The sequence below is a fragment of the Actinosynnema pretiosum genome, from assembly GCF_024171695.1.
In the GTDB taxonomy this organism is placed as follows: Bacteria; Actinomycetota; Actinomycetes; order Mycobacteriales; family Pseudonocardiaceae; genus Actinosynnema; species Actinosynnema pretiosum.
Genome location: NZ_JAMTCF010000016.1, coordinates 198,998 through 218,600, shown reverse-complemented (window position 1 = coordinate 218,600; position 19,603 = coordinate 198,998). Strand labels below are relative to the sequence as shown.

18 protein-coding genes and 3 pseudogenes are annotated in these 19,603 nt (G+C 67.9%); 13 read left to right on the top strand and 8 right to left on the bottom strand.

Going from position 1 to position 19,603, the window contains the following annotated elements:
- Positions 1-465 precede the first annotated feature (465 nt).
- From LV78_RS29585 to LV78_RS29575, 3 genes and pseudogenes are all read left to right on the top strand, one after another.
- Entirely contained in the window at positions 466-1,002 is a 537-nt protein-coding gene (locus tag LV78_RS29585) for a hypothetical protein (RefSeq protein ID WP_253849087.1), read from the top strand.
- A 2-nt stretch (positions 1,003-1,004) separates the two neighbouring features.
- The gene (locus LV78_RS29580; protein ID WP_253849085.1) at positions 1,005-1,361 is read left to right on the top strand and encodes a hypothetical protein; all 357 of its coding nucleotides are present in this window, start codon (positions 1,005-1,007) and stop codon (positions 1,359-1,361) included.
- A gap of 150 nt (positions 1,362-1,511) precedes the next feature.
- A pseudogene (locus tag LV78_RS29575) lies at positions 1,512-1,784 on the top strand (Tn3 family transposase); the annotation flags it as partial.
- On the opposite strand, the gene LV78_RS29570 reads toward LV78_RS29575, so the two are convergent.
- A complete protein-coding gene (locus tag LV78_RS29570) occupies positions 1,762-2,718 on the bottom strand; it encodes an SDR family NAD(P)-dependent oxidoreductase (RefSeq protein WP_253849079.1) in 957 nt (318 codons plus the stop codon). The pseudogene LV78_RS29575 and the gene LV78_RS29570 sit on opposite strands and share 23 nt — an antisense overlap.
- Positions 2,719-2,814: 96 nt before the next feature.
- Between LV78_RS29570 and LV78_RS29565 the strand changes: the two genes are divergently transcribed.
- Positions 2,815-3,378, top strand: a complete 564-nt coding sequence (locus tag LV78_RS29565) for a TetR/AcrR family transcriptional regulator (protein WP_253849077.1) — start codon at positions 2,815-2,817, stop codon at positions 3,376-3,378.
- A gap of 12 nt (positions 3,379-3,390) precedes the next feature.
- On the opposite strand, the gene LV78_RS29560 is transcribed toward LV78_RS29565, so the two are convergent.
- From LV78_RS29560 to LV78_RS29550, 3 genes are all read right to left on the bottom strand, one after another.
- Positions 3,391-3,585, bottom strand: a complete 195-nt coding sequence (locus LV78_RS29560) for a hypothetical protein (protein ID WP_253849076.1) — start codon at positions 3,583-3,585, stop codon at positions 3,391-3,393.
- Positions 3,586-3,853: 268 nt separating this feature from the next.
- Positions 3,854-4,867 (bottom strand): NsdA family TPR-like regulatory protein, encoded by a 1,014-nt coding sequence (locus tag LV78_RS29555; RefSeq protein WP_253849074.1) that lies wholly within the window; start codon positions 4,865-4,867, stop codon positions 3,854-3,856.
- Between the two features lie 51 nt (positions 4,868-4,918).
- A complete protein-coding gene (locus tag LV78_RS29550; protein WP_443612914.1) occupies positions 4,919-6,178 on the bottom strand; it encodes an IS701 family transposase in 1,260 nt (419 codons plus the stop codon).
- Between the two features lie 64 nt (positions 6,179-6,242).
- Here LV78_RS29550 and LV78_RS29545 point away from each other — a divergent pair.
- Positions 6,243-6,648, top strand: a pseudogene (locus LV78_RS29545) (IS110 family transposase); the annotation flags it as partial.
- Between the two features lie 323 nt (positions 6,649-6,971).
- On the opposite strand, the gene LV78_RS41125 reads toward LV78_RS29545, so the two are convergent.
- A complete protein-coding gene (locus LV78_RS41125; protein WP_301307549.1) occupies positions 6,972-7,283 on the bottom strand; it encodes a transposase in 312 nt (103 codons plus the stop codon).
- 239 nt (positions 7,284-7,522) lie between these two features.
- The gene (locus tag LV78_RS29535; protein ID WP_253849068.1) at positions 7,523-10,621 is read right to left on the bottom strand and encodes an AfsR/SARP family transcriptional regulator; all 3,099 of its coding nucleotides are present in this window, start codon (positions 10,619-10,621) and stop codon (positions 7,523-7,525) included.
- A gap of 465 nt (positions 10,622-11,086) precedes the next feature.
- Here LV78_RS29535 and LV78_RS29530 point away from each other — a divergent pair, with 465 nt between their 5' ends.
- Complete coding sequence (locus LV78_RS29530; protein WP_253849066.1) at positions 11,087-11,557, top strand: hypothetical protein; 471 nt, start codon at positions 11,087-11,089, stop codon at positions 11,555-11,557.
- 35 nt (positions 11,558-11,592) lie between these two features.
- Positions 11,593-12,504, top strand: a complete 912-nt coding sequence (locus LV78_RS29525; protein WP_253849064.1) for a sporulation-delaying protein SdpB family protein — start codon at positions 11,593-11,595, stop codon at positions 12,502-12,504.
- Here the strand turns inward: LV78_RS29525 and LV78_RS29520 are convergent.
- Positions 12,457-13,767: a serine hydrolase domain-containing protein gene (locus LV78_RS29520; RefSeq protein ID WP_308208772.1), complete on the bottom strand. Its 1,311-nt coding sequence runs from the start codon at positions 13,765-13,767 to the stop codon at positions 12,457-12,459. The genes LV78_RS29525 and LV78_RS29520 overlap by 48 nt on opposite strands.
- Positions 13,768-14,422: 655 nt before the next feature.
- Between LV78_RS29520 and LV78_RS29515 the strand changes: the two genes are divergently transcribed.
- The 4 genes and pseudogenes from LV78_RS29515 to LV78_RS29500 form a co-directional block, all read left to right on the top strand.
- A complete protein-coding gene (locus LV78_RS29515) occupies positions 14,423-14,863 on the top strand; it encodes a transposase (RefSeq protein WP_253849060.1) in 441 nt (146 codons plus the stop codon).
- On the top strand, positions 14,860-15,054 hold the full coding sequence (locus LV78_RS29510) for a hypothetical protein (RefSeq protein ID WP_253849057.1): 195 nt from the start codon (positions 14,860-14,862) through the stop codon (positions 15,052-15,054). The genes LV78_RS29515 and LV78_RS29510 overlap by 4 nt, the downstream gene beginning before the upstream one ends.
- 732 nt (positions 15,055-15,786) lie before the next feature.
- Positions 15,787-16,830: a ParB/RepB/Spo0J family partition protein gene (locus LV78_RS29505; RefSeq protein ID WP_253849055.1), complete on the top strand. Its 1,044-nt coding sequence runs from the start codon at positions 15,787-15,789 to the stop codon at positions 16,828-16,830.
- Positions 16,831-17,178: 348 nt separating this feature from the next.
- Positions 17,179-17,339: pseudogene (locus LV78_RS29500) on the top strand (transposase); the annotation flags it as partial.
- A gap of 165 nt (positions 17,340-17,504) precedes the next feature.
- On the opposite strand, the gene LV78_RS29495 reads toward LV78_RS29500, so the two are convergent.
- Positions 17,505-17,714, bottom strand: coding sequence for a helix-turn-helix domain-containing protein (locus LV78_RS29495; protein WP_253849113.1), 210 nt, complete (start codon positions 17,712-17,714; stop codon positions 17,505-17,507).
- A 376-nt stretch (positions 17,715-18,090) separates the two neighbouring features.
- Here LV78_RS29495 and LV78_RS29490 point away from each other — a divergent pair.
- Positions 18,091-18,895 (top strand): IS5 family transposase gene (locus LV78_RS29490; protein ID WP_372495005.1). Its coding sequence is split into 2 segments (ribosomal slippage): positions 18,091-18,434 and positions 18,433-18,895, totalling 807 coding nucleotides; the frame shifts between segments, so codons are not numbered across the junction.
- A 42-nt stretch (positions 18,896-18,937) separates the two neighbouring features.
- On the top strand, positions 18,938-19,396 hold the full coding sequence (locus LV78_RS41810; RefSeq protein WP_308208773.1) for a transposase: 459 nt from the start codon (positions 18,938-18,940) through the stop codon (positions 19,394-19,396).
- Positions 19,397-19,603 lie beyond the last annotated feature (207 nt).

The following is a 19,603-nucleotide window of genomic DNA, read 5'->3' as shown; positions in this document are numbered from 1 at the left end:
GCCCTGCGCCGCACCGCGCACCGGGTCGAGGTGCTGACCGAGTCCCGCAACCGGCTGCTACTGGTGGGCGGGCGCCGGGTGCGGGTGTTCGCCCGGCGCACCGCCGAGCAGCGCCCGATGCGACGAGGGCGCTGGCAACGGCGTCGGACAAGGACGCGCAGGCAGCGGCCACGGCGGCGTCCGACGCGTTGAAGGCCTCCCAGGAGAAGCAGGAAGCGGAGGACGCCCTGCGCCGCAACCAGGTTCCGGGCAAGGGGGCCCTGGCAGCGGTATCGACAACTTCGCGGAGTTCGACAACGGCGCGGTCATTCTGTCGTTCGACGGTGTCTGCTACCTGAACGAGTACCAACTGCCCACGAACATGGGGAGTTCGACTGCCAGTCGATAGGCCGGTCGTTCGATAACTGGGTTGGCCGTAACAGCGGTGACATAAACTGGAGCGGCCTCGAAGACCGCTCGGATGCCGTGAAGCAGTTGCTGGGCGCGTTCTGCCACAGCTTCTGGCGCGACTGCGGCCCCGACCTCGCCAAACTGATCTATGAGCGCGAACCTTTCTTCGTCTTCAACCCGCCACTGCCGATACCCGGTGTGGCTGGCGCTGCAGCCGTGCCGCTCAAGCGGCTCGTCAGTCTGATCCCTCGAAGCACGCTGCCGAACAACCGGGCGCTACACGAGCAGCTCCTCGAAACCCTCCGCACGGAGATGGGCAAGCCCAGCGTCAAGGGCCCGAAGCTCAAGGGATTGTTCGACGACCTCTGGCGGCCCGGTGCGAAAGTCGGCAACGGCAGCACCGTCGCAGCGGCTAGATTCGAGGTCAGGGGCGGACCGATGGTCAAGGGCGGGGACCACATCACCAAGGCGAAGAACTATGCCGACGCCCTTCAGAAGTGGATCAAGAAGCAGGACAAGCCGCCAGCGGGTACCGATCCTGCTTCAGCCCACGACTACCGAGCCGCGCAGAACGTCTTGCAGGACCTGCTCAACGCATTGGAAGGAAAATGACAATGGAGCCGGTCTGGTGGGCGGAGCTGCGGCAGACGATCGGCCCACTGGACACCGGAGACCAGGACGAGCCGCTCATGATACGCCTCGCCTACCTCGGCAGGGCGCTCACCGACGACGTGGACGCGCTGACCGAGCAGCAGCGGGCGGACCTGTTCGCCCTGCTGGAACGGGTGGTAGTGCACGGCGCCAGGAACGAGAGCACGTCGGTGACCACCGGCTTCTTCGAGGCGCTGCTCAACGCCTGGGACCTCGGCTTCGACCTGAAGCTGGTCTGGCACCACGTCGGCCCGGAGTCACGGGCCTTCTGCCTGGCGTGGAACGCCTACAACGGCATCGCTTCCCCGGACTGGATGTGAGCTGAGCGACGGGGCCGCGGGCAGGCGCGGCACAGCGCCTGCCCGCAGCCCGTCCGCTGCACCGGCCCTCACTCCGAATATGGAGGACCGGCTCGGCGTTCTGGGCCTGGTCCTGAACGCGATCGTGCTGTTCACCCCCGCTACCTCGACGCCGCGATCACCGAACTGCGCGCGGCCGGGCACGAGGTGCGCGAGGAGGACGCCGCCAGGTTGTCGCCGTTCGTGCGCCACCACGTCAACCTGCTCGGCCGCTACTCCTTCCTGCTGGCCGAGGTGTTCGCCGGGCGGCTGGCCACGCTGATGCGGCGCGATGCGACCGTCCGGAGAACACCAATACCGGAGGCGGGCGGAGCACCCGGCATCGGCGCGGGAGCTGTCACCTGCCTACGCGGGACACGTCTCAGCTCAGCGCCGCGAGGGTGAGGGCGAAGAGCCGGTCGGCCAGTTCGCGGTCGAGCGCGTAGTCGGCCACGCCGGGCTTGAACGGGTCACCGTCCGGCGAGGGCGCGGCCTCGGCCGCGTCCTCGAAGTAGCGGCCGGTGATACCGGCGACCAGTGGTGAGGCGGCCAGCAGCACCGACGTCGCGGCGCCCTGCTCGACGGTTTTCCAGCCGGGCGGGACGGCGAGCGTGGTGCCGTCGGCGTCCTTGGCGCCGATGGCGGCCAGGCCGGCGTCGTCGAGATGGCGCTGGAGGTTGGTCATGATCCCGCCGGGGTGCAGGGCGTTGACGGTGATGCCGTCCGACGCCCACCGCGAGGCGAGGGCGACCGTGAACAGGATCATCGCGGTCTTGGACTGGCCGTAGGCGCCGTAGGGGCTGTAGGGGCGGTGTTCGAAGTTGACGTCCTCGAAGTCGACAGGCGCCATCAGATGCCCGGAGGAGGAGACGTTGACGACCCTGGCGCTGTCGGCGACGGCCAGCGCGCGGTGCAGGCCGAGGGTGAGCGCGGCCGAGCCGAGGTGGTTGACGGCGAACTGGCGCTCCCAGCCGGAGTCGACGCGTTCGAGCGCCGGGAGCGCCATCACGCCGGCGTTGTTGACGAGGATGTCGAGTGGGCCGTTCCAGGCGTCCGCGAACGCCTGGACACCGCCGAGGTCTGCCAGGTCGAGCGGCGCGGCCGTGACTGCCGGATTGCCGGTGGCCGCGGTGATCGCGGCCGCGACCTCCGTGCCTGCGGCGGTGTCGCGGACGGCCAGGGTGACCTCGGCGCCTGCCGAGGCGAGCGCGCGGGCGGTCTCACGCCCGATGCCCGAGGCGCCGCCGGTGACGACGGCGCGCTTGCCGGTGAGGTCGACGCCGGTCACGACGTCCGCGGCCGTGCTCGTGGCGTCGAAAGGGGTGGTGACAAGGGTCATGGCGAGGGCTCCCAGAAATAATCCAACCAGATGGTTTAAACCTAGGGCGGCTCGGCGGGTTTTTCAACCATCTAGTTGGGTTTACTCTTGGCGGCGATGTCCTACGACTCGACAGCCACCCGCGCCCGCCTGCTCGCCGCAGCCCACGACGAGTTCGCCGAGAAGGGCTTCGCCGGGGCGCGCGTGGACCGCATCGCCTCCGCCGCGACGGTCAATAAGCAGGCCATCTACGCGTACTTCGGGTCCAAGGAGGCGCTGTTCGACGCGGTGCTCGCCCAGCGCTACACGGTGCTGGCCGACGCCGTCCCGATGGACGCGCGGGATCTGCCCGCCTACGCGGGCGCACTGTTCGACGAGATCACCAACGATGCCGGGCTCCAGCGCCTCACCCTCTGGAAGACGCTCGAACGCCCGGAGGTGTTCCCCGAGGAGGCCCAGGCGCACCAGGGCAAGGCGCAGGCTGTCGTCGATGCCTACGGCGTGAGCGCGGAGACCGCGATGGACGCCCTGATGCTCGTGCTCGCTGCCGCGCAGGCGTGGAACCTCACCCCGCCGGCTGTCCGCACCCCGGGAGAGCAGGATGAGACCGCGCGTCGCGCCCGCCACCGCCACGCGGTCGTGACCGCCGTCGCCGCGATCACCGCGACATTGCTCGAATAGCGTACCCACCGATCAGGCCCCGACGTCCTCGTCCGGCACCACGGGGTCGACGACGACGGCCGGGATCGCGTCCAGCAACTCCTGGCAGTTCTCCCCGGACTTGGCGCGTTCGGCCAGGCAGTCGCGCATCCTGCACGCGCGGCCTTGCTCTCCCACGCCGCCGGTCTCCAGGTCCGAGCTGGTGCGCATCCGCTCCAGGCGCTGCACCTGGACGATCTCGGTCTCGCCCCCGGCCCGGCGGTGGTGTGGGGCTGATCCCGGCCGGCATCCGCTCGACCGGCTCCCGGAGCCGCCCGCCTGTGGCGACGGCTGCCAGGGCCGCGGTGAAGGCGCGTCTCATCGAGTCGTCTTTTTCCCCTTGCTGTGGGGCGATCTCGGTGAAGGTAGTGACGTTGTCGTGCTCGTGTGGGGTGGTGACGGGGTGGCCGAGGGCGTGCTCGTAGGCGGCGAGCAGGTCCCTCCGGGGTTGATGCGCTCACTTAGCCGGTAGCGCCGCCCGCAGAGCACTACTGGCCTGGCGCGCCTCGCTGTGGCGACGCAGGCGGCTGGTGTCGAGGTCGGTGGCGAGGGCTTCGAGAATGCTGTGGTTCCAGGTGGAACGGACGGTCGCGGCCTGCGGTAGTAGTGACCTGGTGGTGACCAGCGCCTGCTCGAGTTCGTCCTGGCGCAGGTAGGAGCGGGCCAGCCAGGCGCCGTGGAGCAGGCCGTCGCGGTCGCGGGTGTGCTCCGCGTGGGGGCCCAGCCAGCCGCCGATGAGCGGGGTCGCGGCGGTGAGCAGTTCGGTGCGGCGGCGGTCGGGGGTGCTGTCGGCGAATCCGGCGATGATCATGCTTTGGCCGGTGACCACGCGCAGGTCGCTCATCCAGTACAGCCAGGGCGGCCGGGTGGTCAGGGCGTCGGGGTGGTCGAGGTGGGTGTGGGCCTCGTCGGTGGAGCGGTGCAGGCCGTGCAGGTCGCCGAGGGCGGCGTGGACGTGGGCGTGGCGGGCGGCGGCCAGCGCGCGGGTGGCCGGTGGTGCGGTGCGGGCGGTGGTGATGGCGGCGTTGGTCATCGCGAGGGCGTCGCGGAGTCGGTCGCGGGCGATGGCCTGGTAGGCCAGGCAGCCGTAGAGGTGTGAGCCCAGGGCGGGGTCGGCGGTGTGGTGGGCTGCGCGCAGTCCGGTGAGCCAGTAGCGCTGGGCCAGGCCGAGGTGTCCGGCGTCCATGGCCATCCAGCCGACGGTGGCGGCCATCTGCGCCCACAGGTGCACGGTGCGCTTACCGGTGGCGGTGTCGGTGTAGCTGTCGCGGTGCACGTGCTCGGCCAGGAGCGCGAATTGGGCGCGGGCGTGGGTCAGGGCGCCGCCGCCTTCCGCGTCGTCCAGGTCGCGCAGGTTCGTGAGCGTGGCGGCGAAGAAGTCGGCTAGTAGGGCTTTGTTAGGTGCTGTTGACCTGTGGTTTCTGTGGGTTGGTTGTGGCCTGGACGGGTTGTCGGCAGGTGTGGCAGACACCGGTCCAGGCCGCGAGTAATGCCTGAAGTTCGCGCAGGACGGCATAGAGGGTCAGTCCCGCGCAGGGGCTTTTGGGGTGCGGCGCAGCTTCGTGCAGATCGCCTGGGCGACCGAGGCGAGGGTGACGTGGCGGTGCCAGCCCAGCCATGAGCGGCCCTCGAAGTGGTCCAGGCCGAGGCCGTCCTTCAGTTCGCGGTAGTCGTGTTCGACGCGCCACCGCATCTTGGCGATCCTGACCATGTCCCGCAGGCGGATGTCGGCGGGCAGGGTGGAGAGCCAGTAGTCGGTGGGTTCGGGTGCGTCGGTGGGCCATTCGGCCAGCAGCCAGCACTCGGGCAGGCTGCCGTCGGGGTGGCGGACGATGTTGCGGTTGGCCGGGCGCACCCGCAGCGCCAGGAAGCGCGAGCGCATGGTCGCGGTCGGGTTGGCCGTGCTCTTGCGGGAGCCGTGGCGCCAGAGGACGAACCGCCCCGCCGAGCGCCCGGCCTCGGTGACCAGCGTTTTGGCGGTGACGGGCTTGTCGGGGTAGGTCGTCTTCGTCGGTGGGCGGCCGGTGCCCGACCAGGTCGGCGGGACCGGGACCGAGGAGGCCGGGTGCAGGCTGGTGGAGGCCGAGACCGCCACCGCGTAGGTCAGGCCGCGGTCGGTCAGCCCTTGGCGGAATGCGGTGTTGTCGCCGTAGGCGGCGTCGGCCACCACCGGCCGCCGGGGCATGCCCCAGCCCAGCAGTTCGTCGATCATGTCCAGGGCCAGGCGCCACTTCTCCCGGTGCCGCACCTGGTCGGGGATCGCGCAGCGGGCCCGCTTCCGGACGATCTGTGCGGCTGTCGACTCGTCGTCGGTTGTGCGGTCGTCCCAGGACTCGGGCAGGAACAGCCGCCAGTCCACCGCCGCGGAGGTCCAGTCGGTGACCGCGTGCACGCTGACCCCGACCTGGCAGTTGCCCCGCTTGCCCAACGCCCCGCAGTACATCCGCGCCACCCCCGGCGACGATGTTCCGTCCTTGGGGAAGCCGGTGTCGTCGATCGCCAACGCGTCCGGATCGACGAACCCCGCCGCCCACACCGCCAACCGCCGCCTCACCTCGACGTGATCCCAGGTCGAGGTCGTGACGAACTGCTGCAACTGCTGATGATCGACACCGAGACGCTCCGCCATGGGCTGCATCGACTTGCGCCTGCCGTCCAACAACAGCCCACGCAGGTACAGCTCGCCCTTCCCGCGCTGGTCACGACGGGCGAACCCGCCGAACACCTCCGCGGCGAACCCCTCGATCACCGGCCGCACCTCGGCCATCTCCTCCGGCATCACTCCGCAAGAAGACCACACCACCACCGGACGCTCTCGACCAACCTAACAAAGCCCTACTAGTGGTGTGCTCGACCAGCCCGCCACGATCGGCGCTGCCGGTCGCGGTGGCCCGCGCGGCCGGTCCCACGGTGGCCTACCTGCCCGGTCTGGCCATGCGCCGGATCGCCGACCTCTCCCCCGGTCGGGCCGAGACCGACGCCCGCAACGCCTTCGTCATCGCCGACGCCGACGCCGCCCTCCGCACACCCTGCGCCCTGTCGACCTCGGCGACGAGGCCCTGGCGGAGCTGGACGTGCTCGTCGGCTTCGACGACGACCTGGCCAGTGAGGCCACCCGCATCGCCAACCGCATCCGCGGCCTGCTCACCGGCGCCCCCCGCACTCGAACGCGCCATCGGCCCGCGCATCGCCCACCCGGCGGTGTTGGAACTCCTGTCCCGTTGCTGCGGCCCCACCGACATCGCCGAGGCCGAGGGCCCTGCGCCGCACCGCGCACCGGGTCGAGGTGCTGACCGAGTCCCGCAACCGGCTGCTGCTGGTGGGCGGGCACCGGGTGCGGGTGTTCGCCCGGCGCACTGCCGAGCAGCGCCCGATGCGCCAGGGCAGATGTGGCGTTCGCGCCCTTGGACCTTCTTGGCGCTGTTCCATCCCCGGCTGTCGCGGCCGACGGTCGGGGCGGCGCGCAGCGACTGGGAGTCGATCACCCCGGCTGAAGGCGCCACCACGTGCCCGGCCCTCGAGCGCGCCCGGTCGCGGACGGTGTCGAGCAGGCGTTGACTCACACCTGCCGACTCTCAGGCGGCGAAGCGCTGGTAGACGGTGTTCCAGGGCGGGAAGTCGGTGGGCAGGGCGCGCCACTTGATGCCGTTGTCGACCGTGTACAGGATCGCGTCCACGACCAGGCGTCGACAATGCTTCTCCGGACGGCCGCCCCGCCCGGAAAGCCAGGGCGGGTCGGACAGCAGCGGGTCGATCACCGCCCACTGGGCGTCGGTCAGATCTGTCGGGTGGCGACGTTGCCGAACGGCAGGTCGGTGGGTGGCCGCCAGGCGGCAACACTGGGTGTCGCCGGTGACAGCTCCCGCCGGGATCGGGCAGGATAACAACGGAACTCCCAGTGGAGCGAATGCCTAGACAACACCCGATCTACCAGGAGTTCCTCTGTCCTCGCACCACAGAGCTCAACTCGCCAACACTTCCCAAACAGCCACTTAGCACAAGCAACTCTGCCTCCTTGGCCGCCTCGCCGCGCAGCAGCACCGACGGGATGGCCAGTAGCTTCCGGGTCACCTCGAATCCTCGACCGACAACAGGATCTCGGCAGGATCGGGCTCAGGCGGCTGATCTACCGGATCGCCCGGACAACCAGCGGTTCCCCGGCAGACGAGGTGGAGGCGGTCTCGCAGCGGAAGCATGTCGTTCGCCTGTTGTCCAGCGAGGCGAGGTGGGTGCGAGCGTACCCGATGTCTACCAGGCCCGCCGGATATATATCGATGGCCCGCTCCCAGTACTGCCTGGCACCTGCGACGTCATCGTTTGTCAACGACAGGTGCGCCAGCCCTTCCAGCGCACGAGCCTGGTATCGAATCGATTGATCGCGCTCGCCCAACTGGCCCACCTCTACGAATACCTGCCGCGCCCGCTCCAGATCGGCCAAGAGGAAGAACGCCTCGCCGAGGCAGCTGAGCGCTTCGCGCTCGAACTCGCGAAAACCGAACTCCCGTGCCGTTTTCAACGCTTGCCGCCCGTATTCCACCGATGCTGTGAGGTCACCCAACAGCCGGTACACGGAGGAAACGCCCTGCAAGGCCATCACCTCGCCGTGCGGGAACCTGTCCGCAGTGGCCTCGCTGAGCACCTTCTTGAGCGTGTGCAAAGCCCTGTCGTGATCACCGCGCAGGTGCAGCACGGTACCCAGGACGCCCTCGGTGATCAACTCGTCCCGCAACGAGTGCCCTGGCATCTCGACTGCTCGATACAGATGGTCGAGCGCCTGGTCGAACTCGCCGAGGTCCCGGCAGAGCACCCCCAGGTTGTTCACGACCGCGGAACGCAGGCGCGTGTCCGCGGATCCGGCGAGCAGCCTGTCCGCCGTCAGGTACAGGTCGCGTGCCTCCGGCAGGCGGTCCGTCTGGAACGTCAGGTTGCCGAGATCCACGGTCTGATGCGCTTCCCGATCAACGTCGCCCACCTGTCTCATGAGCTCAAGCGCGCGGTTGAGATGCTCGATCGCCTCGGTGACGGTTCGTTGCTCCTTACAGGCTGCCGCAAGGCCATGCAGGGAGATCGACTCACCGAACTCGTCACCCGCCGCACGCGCGGCTTCGACCGCGCTCTTGTAGAGCTCGTACGCCTTCCCTCCGAAGTTGCGCAACTTCAAAAACGGGTGAAGCGTGCACACCAACTGCCACGCGTGCCGATGCCAGCCGCGCTGCGCGGCGAGTAGCGCGGCCGCGGTGAGGTTGGCGAACTCGGCATTCAGCGCATCGACGGCTTCCTCATAGGAGCTGACCTCGCGGATCTCTCCCGGTGTGTAGTCCACTTGGGGTGCGTGCGGGTAAATACCAGGGTCCAACCGCCTGCACCACGTGTGCGCCACGTGGAGGTAGTAGTCGAGCAGCCGGTACACGGCGGCGCGTTCCTCTTGCTCCGCAGCGGCTTCCGCGAGCAACTGAGTCGCGCAGTCACCGATGAGGTCGTGGAAGTGGTAGCGCCCAGCGACGTTCTGCCTTAAAAGGTTGTCGTCGAACAGGGACTCCAGTGCGACCATTGCCTCCTCGACGTCGAACCCGCCCAGTGCTGCGACCGTGTACGCGTCGAAGTCCGTGCCCGGATGCAGACTCAGCAACCGGAAGAGCCGCTGTTGCGATGGCGCCAGGTAGCGGTACGACACCCTCAGCACCGCCATCACGCTCTGTCCACCCGCTTGGAGGAACAGTGAACGCTGCTTCTGTGTCTTCAATCGGCGCACCAGGTCGGCGACCGCCCAGCTCGACCTGTCCCGCAGCCGTGCGGCGGCGATCCTGATCGCCAGTGGCAGACGTCCGCACAGCTCGACCGCAGTGTTGACGGCGTCCGGCTCGCTTTCGACGCGGTGGGTGCCAGCCACTGTGGTGAACAGGGAAATGCCATCTTCTGTGGTCATTACGTCCAACGAGAGCGGTACCGCGCCATCCAGCGCGCTGAGCTTGCGGCGACTAGTGATCACCACGAGCACGCCGGCGGTGCCAGGCAGCAGAGGAGTCACCTGGCCGGCATCGACGGCGTTGTCGAGTACGAGCAGTGCACGCTCTCCTGCCATGCGCGAACGCCACAGGGCACTGCGCCGATTCAGGTCTACCGGCACGAGCTCGGGCGGCACCCCGCTGTCGAGCAGTAACGCATCGAGAGCCTGCGCCGGCGTGACGGGGTCCATCCCGGGGCTGAACCCGCGCAGGTCGATGAAATACTGGCCGTCGGGGTACTCACCCGCAACACGGTGGGCGAGGTGGATCGCCAAAGCCGTCTTGCCCACCCCGCCCATACCGTCGATGGCAGAGATCACCAGAGCAGTCGGCAGTGCGTTCCTCGTGACCTCGACCAGCTCAACGAGTTCGGCGACCCGCCCAGAGAAGCTCGTCGTGTCACGCGGCAGGTAAGACCTGGTTGGTACCCGCCGATCTGCGGCCCGCTCGACTTTGTCGACTGACGGCGCAACGGAGTCAGTGGTGCCCCTCAAGATCTTCGCATGGACCTCACGCAACCGTGGACCCAGGTCGAGGCCGAGCTCGTCGGCAAACAGCCGCTCGCCTTCCGCGTAGACAGCCAGCGCGTCGGGCTGCCGTCCACTGCGGTGCAGAGCGAGCATCAGGCTGCCGCGCAACGATTCCCGCAGCGGGTGCTCGGCCACCAGTTGAGTGAGCCCACCGACCAGCGAGGCGGACTCACCCACACGCAGATGAAGGGCGAACAGCTCCTCCAGGCAGAGGACCCGCTGCTCGTGCAAGTTCGCCGCCGCGCTCTCGATCACACTCCCGCTGAGACCGGAAAAAGCGTCACCGCGCCACACGGCGAGTGCGGACTGCAGTAGCTTCACGGCTTTCGGCAGGTTCCCCTGCTTCTCGGCCTGCTTCGCGTCCCGCATCGCGGTGACGAAGTGGTACGTGTCCACTGCGTCGTCCGGTATGTCGAGCAGGTACCCAAACTCGGTCCGGACCAGCCGGGTGTCCCCACTCTCTGCGGCAAGCGACCGGCGGAGAGCGCTGACCGCGTTGTGTACCTGCTGCCGCACCGACGCGGGCGGCTCGCTCCACAACTCGTCAATCAGCCGGTCCACTGGCACTACCCAGCCGGGCTTGAGCAGAAGCAGGGCGAGGAGCTTCTGTTGGCGTGCCCCCCCGATCCGGATGCGTTCGTCCGAGACGTATACCTCTAGCGGCCCCAGGACCCGGAACTTTGCCGCCATGTCTCCCTCAGGCTCCCCACCTGCCGGGCCCAGCCTCCCCACGGCCATGACCGGAGCGGTAGATTGTTAGACTACGGATGGTAGCATCGTGTATACTCTTGGTTGCTCACGCGGGGGTGCGGAGAGCGCGAATCCAGGGGGAACCGATGGGGCGTTCATTCTTGGCCGGGCTGAATTTAGCGCTGGTGGCACTGGCCTTGCTGGTCACCACCACGATGTTCGCAGCGGAACCGATGGCCCAACCGTCGGCGAACACAGTCGTGCGCACTGCTTTCTACGACAGCATGAAAGCGTGGAGCCGGTGGCCCAACCCATGAACACTGTCGTGCGCACTGCTTTCTACGACAGCGTGAAAGCGCGCTGATGCCCCGAAGGTATCCCGATGAGGTTTCGGACGCGGATCGAGCGCTGCGGAGTGCCATCCTGACCGGCACCCTGTTGATGACCAGTTTAACCATCGCCGTGGTGGCACAGCTCGACTTGGGCGCGGTGAGCGGCCGGTTGGCCGGATATCAGGTGCTGTGGCCACAGAACTGGTACTTCTTCACCGGTTTTCACCGGCCGACACCCACCGCGTACCGGATCGAGCCTGCTGCGGCGGATTTGGATCCACGCGACGAACGGCACGGAAGGGCCGAGCGGCTGTGGGGGATGAACCGAATCGACGACGTGCGGCAGACCGAGGTCAACCCGCTCGCCAGGCTCGTGCCCGACCGGTACTGGCAACCGTGTGCGCAAGAGCTGCTGACCGCGTGCGTGAACCAGCTGGACCGCAGTTTGTCGTATCGAGTGCTGAATCCGGCGCGGCGGCCGGTCGTGTGCGGTCCCACTGCGATAGCCGTCGAAATCACGCCGACGCCTGACTCCGGACGTCTGCCGAACCGCCCGAGCAGCGTGGCTCAAGTCGCGTTCACTGAGGTGGAGTGCGCGGGATGAGGGCTGCGGGTCCGGCGCACAGCCTGCGGTGGGCGGTGGAGCAAGCGGAACCCCGTGTGCTGTCCCTGGCGCTTGGCCGCACCCTGATCGCCGCTGTGCCGCTGCTCACGCTGCTCGCCAACCCGGACTCCACGCTGTTCTCGGCCAGCGCCGAGGCGCCACGTTGTGCGGGCGTGCGCGCCATGTCGCTGTGGTGCTTGACGGGCCCGACTGACACCGGCCTATTGCTCGGCCGGATCCTATCCATCGTCATCCTGGTGGTCGTCATCTCCGGGTACCGCCCGCGGTGGACCTGCGTGCCGCATTGGTACGTCACGTTCAGCCTGACCGTGAGCGGATCCATCACGGACGGGGGCGACCGGATCGCCCAGATCGCCGCCATGCTGCTTATCCCGGTCTGCCTTGGTGACGGCAGACGCTGGCAGTGGTTACCGCCGACAGCCCCGCTCACGCCGAAGTGGTGTGGTAGCGCGTTCGCGGGCCTGATCACGCTGAAGGCTCAGATCTTTATCATCTATGCCACTGCGGTTATCACGAAGCTCAACGACCCGCTTTGGCGACAAGGCAGCGCCATGTACCTGGTGGTACACGACCCCGATTACGGCTTCCCTGCCCAGGTCCGCGCGTTCCTCGGGCAGGCACTGCGTTCGTTTCCGGCGGTTGCCGCAGCCACTTGGTCGGTGATCGGGATACAGGCGGTACTCGCGCTCGCGATTCTTGCGGGAAAGCGGCTCCGCAAGGTCGTCCTAGTGCTCGGCATCGGTTTGCACCTGAGCATAGCGACACTGATGAACCTGCCTACCTTTGGGATGGCCATGATCGGGCTGCTGACCGTAGGCACGATCGTGCTGATCGGTCCTGAAAGGGCGTCGGTGCCGATGGACGAAACGAGCCGACGACTATCCGCTGACGAGGTCGCGGACGACTGCCCGCCCGGTCAACCGTAGGAACCTGGCGCGGCCTGCTGCATCGGCATCGCCGAGGCCATACACCACGTGCCTGCCTTCCTGTGGTGTCACGGTGATCAACGCGTCAGCGTTCAGCGCGACCAGCTCGAATTCCTCGTCCTCCTCGTCCTCGTCCGACGACGACACGCCGACCCACGCACGACCGTCGGCGTCCACGCGCACCACCCACTCACCCGCGGAGGACCGGTACGTCCCGACCACCCGATTCGCGTCGACCGGCGGAGGGCTCGCAGGAGGAGAGGGAAGTTCGGGCTGGCGCACGCCCGCCAACTCGTGCAGCAAGTGCCCGAACACCTCGGTAAACACCGGGAACACATCACCACCGTTGGTCAGCATCGCCACCGCGACACCAGCATCGGGCACCACGCGCAGGAACGCGCGTTGCCCCATCGTGTAGCCGTTGTGACCCAACACGACCGGCCCACCGTAGTCAGGCATGGACCAACCGAGACCCCAATGACCGTTGATCGGCCCAGGCTCGGGCACCTCGACCTGGGGCTCTCGCATCGCCTCGTACTCGGGCGTCGAAAGATGGTGGCGGACGAAGCCGACCAGATCACGCGCGCTCATCGCAAGCATCGCACCGACGGGAGCTGCGGCTGGCACGAGCGACCACTTCCGCACCGGCTCAAGCGGTGCGTCGGGCCGCGCCTTCTCGTGCCCCACCGCAGGCGAGGCCAGGATCGCCTCCTCGACGGACGTCGCGGCGTTGGCCAGTCCGAGCGGTTCGATCAGGTGCTCGCGCAGCGCGCGGTTGTACGATTTCCGGCGCAGCACCTCCACCAATCTGCCGAGCACCACGTAACCGCTGTTGCAGTACGAGAAAAGCTCACCGGGTGCAAAGAACTGGACGGCCCCGGCGAGAGTCTCGACGTACTTCCGCACTGCGTCCTCGTTGCGGCCGGTGTCCGTCCAGATATCCCCGTCGAAACCTCCTGTGTGGCTCAGGAGTTGCCGAGTGGTCACGGTCCTACTCGCGCCCCCGTCGGCGAGCCGGAATCCGTCGAGGTAATCGGCCACAGGCCGGTCCAGGTCGACCGCACCTTCGCGCACCAACTGCATCACCAGCGTCGCGGTCCACACCTTGGTGATCGAGCCGATCTGGAACAACGCGTCGCTGGTCACCGGCACACCGGTGGCCAGGTTGAGCACCCCGGCCGCCGCATCCACGACTTCCCCGTCCACCAGCACGGCCACCTGGGCGCCAGGCAGTCCGTGCCGGGCCGCAAGCTCTGGCAGCACCTTGCTGATCCACTCATCAGCGGCTCGTGCTCGACTCGCCAATTCCCCGCTCCGCTCCACTCGGCGCCCCCTCGGTACGCGTGTTCCAACGAGACTACTGCGCCACACGCGCCCGACAGTGCCAACATGCACAACATAGGCACCAGCATGAAGCCCGCCGACCTTCGGTCGGATCACCCGTCTCGCCAAGGAGCGTGCCTCCGATCGTCAAGCCGGGAATCGATCATCGCGCGGATCGTTGACATCGAGTTGGACGGACGGCTTGCCTCGCGTTAGGCCAGGTGGAAGAACGCCTTCGGATTGCCGATGCCCGCCGACCTCGATAATCCGACTGAGGTGCTCAACCACCCGTATCTCCTGGCCGAGCACGGGTACCCGGTGTGGTCAGGGCTGGCAGCAGATCCATGCCCTGCACGAGGTCGAAGTTGGGCTGCTGGACTACTCACGCAGCCTCGGCCTGGCACTGAACACGGTCAAGCGATACGCCCGCGCGGCCAGGCGAAACGCATCCAGCGGGCCCCAAGCACCGGGCCTGCATGGTCGACCCGTAGCGGGACCACCTGCGTGCCCGTCGTGCACAGGAGCCGGGCGTGGTGGCCACCGCGCTGCTGGGTGAAATCCCCGCTTTGGGCGACAACGCAGCCAGAACCTCCTCGTGCGATACCTGAACCAGGGGCGGCATCTCGACAAGCATCCGCACCCCTCGCCACGTCGGGCCGCTCGGCTGCTGCTAACCTGGCCGGAGAATCTCACCGAACGGCAACGCGAACAAGTCGAAGCCCTGACTGCGGCCTGTCCCGAGATCGCGGTGCGGGCCGCCGCCGTGCGTTCTTTCGCCGAAGACCTTTTACGCTGCAAGGACAACCCGGTCCGGATGGCGGCATGGACCACCGCGGCACGCGAGGCGGAGCTACCACATGTGCATCCCTTCGCGCGAGGCATCGACCAGGCCATCGATGCCGTCACCGCTGCGATCACCCTGGACCACCACAATGGGCGCACCGAAAGCATGAAAACCAAGTCAGAGCTGCTCAAGTGTCAGATGCACGGAAGAGCCAGCTTCGCTCTCCTGCACCACCGCATCCTCCTCGGGTGACACCACCACCGGAAGTGCGCCAGAGCCGCTTGATTGACAGACTCCTCCAGGGCGACACGGCGGTCGTGGCAGCGCACTGCGGCCGCAGGCTCGGCAAATGCTCGCAAGCCGGGATGGTGATATGGCTGCTCGGTGACCGGGAAGTCATTCAGCGGTTCGAGACGGTGACGAACGCCAACACCAGCACATGACCTGGGTCAACCAGAGCCTCGGCTACACCATCCGGCGCACCGCACTCGTGGTCGCGACCGATCTCGCGGTTCTGGCGGACAGGCTCGCGGCACCGGGGTGACCGGGGAGCCGGACCACCCGGTGGACTACTCGCCGGTTCCCGACTTCGAGTAGTCCATCGGTAACGACCCCTGCGAGCCTGACTCCGCCCACGCCGAAGCGTGCGCGATCCTTGAGGGCGGGAAGCGATGGGAAGGGGCAGGGACGGGCGACGCGGCGAGCACCCAGTGTGCGGGCTCGCGGCGGGCACACCATGCCGCTCCAGCAGTTCAGGCAACATACCGGTGATCTACTCGGCGGCAGCGTGCACTCGGCTCATCACTGGATCCTCCGATCAATAGGGTTCCCGGCACCGCACCCAACCCAGATTTCCGGAACACACACGTGTGCTGTCGGCTCTGATGGGATTCCTGCGCAGTCCCCGGATATCGTTGGCGGCGACCTCGGGACCGGCGTCGGTCGGCGGGACGTCGTCTTCGGGCAGAAGAGATCGCGTACTGGTCGTACGACCCGATCCGCGATGCTAACGCGATAAATTCGCCGCGGATTCGCCGCGCCGCGTTTCTGGTCGGGATGCCCCATCGGCACGCGTAGTGCCGTCTAGTAGCCCACCGGTAGTGGCCTCTGCCAGCCTGGTGTCGTCCATGGCACCACAGCACGCGAATCACGTAATGAATCCGGACCGGGGGTCGGTGAGCAACACGGTGACCATCAGATCAATACGCCAGGCCGATGTGCCCGAAGACGCCGAGGCGCACTTGGAGAACCTCGAAGAGGAGCGGCTGGGGGAGGCGTTCGACGCCCTTGTACCGCTCACCGCACTCCTGCCTGCGGACTCGCCGCGGTTGGGCGGGAGGGACGAGACGCACTCCGCACTGCTCGCCGAGGTGGAGTCGGACCTACCGCCGATCCTGGTGCACCGCAGGACGATGCGCGTCGTAGACGGCATGCACCGGCTGCGTGCGGCCGAAATGAGGGGCGCGAGCGAGATTCGCATCCGCTTCTTCGACGGGGACGAGAACGAGGCGTTCTTGCTCGCGGTCAAGGCCAACGTTGCGCACGGCCTGCCGCTCTCGCTCGCCGACCGGAAAGCAGCGGCGCTCCGGATCATGGCCTCGCACCCGCAGTGGTCGGATCGCGCGGTGGCTGTCGCCACCGGACTGGCCCGGCGCACGGTCGCGCACATCCGGTCGCGTTCAACCGGCGCAGTGAGCCAGTTGAACAGCCGCGTCGGCCTTGACGGCCGGGCTCGGCCGCTCAGCAGTGCGGACGGCAGGCGTCAGGCGAGTGAACTGTTTGAGCAGTACCCCGGCGTCACCCTGCGCGAGGTGGCGAGCGCGTCCGGCATCTCGGTGGCCACCGCGCGCGACGTCCGGGAGCGCATCCGCAACGGCGAGGACCCGGTGCCGCCTAGGGTGCGGCGTGCAGAGGCGGTTGCGCGCGCCACGGACCTGCGGCAGGAGACGGGGCGTTCCGGCGGTAGGGTCGAGACGATCGACCTCGACTCGGCGTTCCACCGGCTGGCGAGGGACCCGCGCCTGCGCCTCAACGACTCGGGACGCCGTCTGTTGCGCTGGCTCAACGCCAACGCTATCGGGCGCGGTGAACGGGACGTACTGCTCGATGCCGTGCCGAGTTACTGCGCGTCGGTGGTGGCAGGGCTCGCACGGGAGTACGCACGGATGTGGCACGAGGTGGCCGATGAACTCGACCACCGGGCGCGGAGCGCTTCCTGAGCAGGCTATCCGCTCGGCCGAGAGGTCAGCTTGGACACCGAGAACTTTGTTGTACAGCAACGGGTCAGGCACCGAGACTCTCCTCGTGGGGACGCAGCTGAGCGAGCCGGCGGACGTGCTGAGGGCATCGTCCGCCGGGACGCTGCACGGCCACGCCAGTATCGACGGCGGTATGGCTCGCTTCATCCGACATCGGCGCGCAGAACATCGGCGCACCGCATACCACGCGGCTGGCATGAGACTGAGGCGGTGTACTGCCCGCAGGGCAGGCAGCGCGCGTCGCGACCGATGCCTATGCCGTCGAACACCTCGCCGGTGGTGACGGCGTGCTGGTGGCGGCAGTACTCCGAGTCCTGGGCTTCGGATCGGGATCGTTGCCGGGCCGCTGGCGTCCCGGACGGGGCGGGGTCGTCACCAAGCCGCGTCTGGCGATGGCTATGCTTGAACGGGCCTTCGACGCGCGGGTGCCGTTCGGGTGGGTGACCGGCGACGAGGCCTACGGCCAGGTCGGGCAGGCAGCAGGTCGCGGACATCGCCAAGAAACTGGAAGGGTTTCTCGTCCATGCACACCACCGGACGGACGGGATCGTGCGGGCGGGCGTAGACGGAGAGGACGTCCTCCATGCGGGCGGTGAACTCCGCGTTGACCCGCGGCAGGATGTGCCAGGACTTCCTCAGATAAGGACGCAGTTCCGTTTTTTCAAAACCCGGCCGATTGTCGAGTGGTCCAGGTTCGGGATGTCCTCGGTGAGCTGGACGTGTTTCTCCAGCAGCCGCAACGACCACCGGGCATATCCTTCCGGCTGCGCCGAGCACGCCAGGGCGATCAGCCTCGCCTCCACTTCACCCGTCACCGGCAGGAGCCCCCGCTTCTTGCGCGAGATCGTGGCCAGGACACCGCCGCCGGTCTCGGCGAACCGCCTGGCGACCAGCGCAGCGTCTCATCTGAGACCCCGAGTCGGGCCGCGACCACTTCCTTCGGATCCGGCTCGCCTGCCGAGGTGTCCAGCGCGAGCAGCACCCAGGCCCGCATGATCGGCGACGCCGGATGTGCACCCGTCGTGGTCCACCGGATCAACTCCTCACGATCCCGCGCCAGCAACCTGACCGGCCGCTTCAAATTCGATACCACCACACCAGGGCTTGTCCAACAGGGAAAAACCTGGCGGACAACAGCCTCCCAGCTGCAAGCACCACAACTAATAGCTCCTTTCAGAATGAGTTGGTTGGGGATTTGGCTGGCGGAGAACCCGACGGGGCATGGGAGCGCCGTGGATCGTCGATGACGAACTATGGGACCTGGTCGAGCCACTGATCCCGGTCCCGACCAGGAACTTCCGCCACCCCGGCCGCAAGCGGCTGCCCGCAAGTGAGTGTCTGCAGAGGATTCTGTTCGTGCTGCATACCGGGATCGAGTGGGCCGACCTGCCCACCGAGTTGGGGTGCGGCTCCGGTTCGACCTGCCGCCGCAGAATGCTCGAATGGGCCGAGGCAGGGGTCTGGCAGCGTCTGCACGAGGTGATGCTCGCCGAGTTGCACGCGGCGAACAGGATCGACTGGTCCCGTGTGGCGCTCGACTCCTCCCACGTGAGGGCGTTAAAAGGGGCGCTTCACCGGCCTGAGCCCGGTCGACCGCCGCAAGAGCGGGGCGAAACACCACCTGGTCGTCGACGGCGCTGGTCACCCGCTGACCGTCGCGGTCAGCGCGACCCACACCCACGACACCAGCACCCTGACCGAGATGCTCGACGCCCTGCCCCGTGTCGCGGGCAAACCCGGACGCCCGAGGTGGCGGCCTGCGGTGATGCTCGCCGACCGCGGCTACGACAGCCAGACCAACCCGAACGCCCTGCGACAGCGAGGGATCGTCCCGCTGATCGCCCGACGCGGCCAGGCTCACGGCCCGGGATTGGGCACGCTGCTGTGGGTGGTTGAACGCACTCTGTCCTGGCTGCACCAGTACCGGCGACTGCGCACCCGCTGGGATCGCCGGGCCGACCTACACCAAGGCTTTCTCATTCTGACCTGTGCGCTGATCTGCTACCGACGCCTCCACTCATTCTGAAAGGAGGTCTAAGTGGCTGTTTGGGAACTGCTGGCGGGTTAAATTCTTTGGTGCGGAGACAGGGGAACTCCTGGTAGATCGGACGGTATCGAAGCGCCGTTCCACCAGGAGTTCCGTTGTTGTCCTGCCCGATCCCGGCGGGAGCTGTCACCGGCGACACTCCGTGTTGCCGTCTGGCCGCCACCCCGTCGCTCGGCGGCGTCGTTACCCCACCGATCTGACCAACGCCCAGCGGGCCGTGATCGACCCGCTGTTGCCCGATCCGCCCTGGCTTTCCGGGAGGGGCGTCCGGAGAAGCATTGTCGACGCCTGGTCGTGGACGCGATCCTGTACACGGTCGACAACGGCGCCAAGTGGCGTGCCCTACCCGTGGATTTCCCGCCCTGGAACACCGTCTACCAGCGCTTCGCCGCCTGGGAGTTGGCCGGTGCGAGTCAACGCCTGCTCGACACCGTCCGCGACCGGACACGGTTAAAGACCGGGCGCGTGGCGGCCCCCTAGGCAGGGGTGATCGACTCCCAGTTGCTGCGCGCCGCCCCGACCGTCGGCCGCGACAGTCGCGGCTGGGACGCGGCCAAGAAGGTCCAGGGCCGCAAGCGCCCCATCGTGGTGGACACGATGGGGCTGCTGTTCGCGGTCCTGATCCCCCCCCCCCCCCCCCCCCCCCCCCCCCCCCCCCCCCCCCCCCCCCCCCCCCCCCCCCCCCCC

Coding starts and splice junctions, on each gene's coding strand:
- LV78_RS29580 (WP_253849085.1), top strand. CDS start 1,005: ATGGAGCCGGTCTGGTGGGCGGAGCTGCGGCAGACGATCGGCCCACTG.
- LV78_RS29535 (WP_253849068.1), bottom strand. CDS start 10,621: ATGGCGGCAAAGTTCCGGGTCCTGGGGCCGCTAGAGGTATACGTCTCG.
- LV78_RS29570 (WP_253849079.1), bottom strand. CDS start 2,718: ATGACCCTTGTCACCACCCCTTTCGACGCCACGAGCACGGCCGCGGAC.
- LV78_RS29565 (WP_253849077.1), top strand. CDS start 2,815: ATGTCCTACGACTCGACAGCCACCCGCGCCCGCCTGCTCGCCGCAGCC.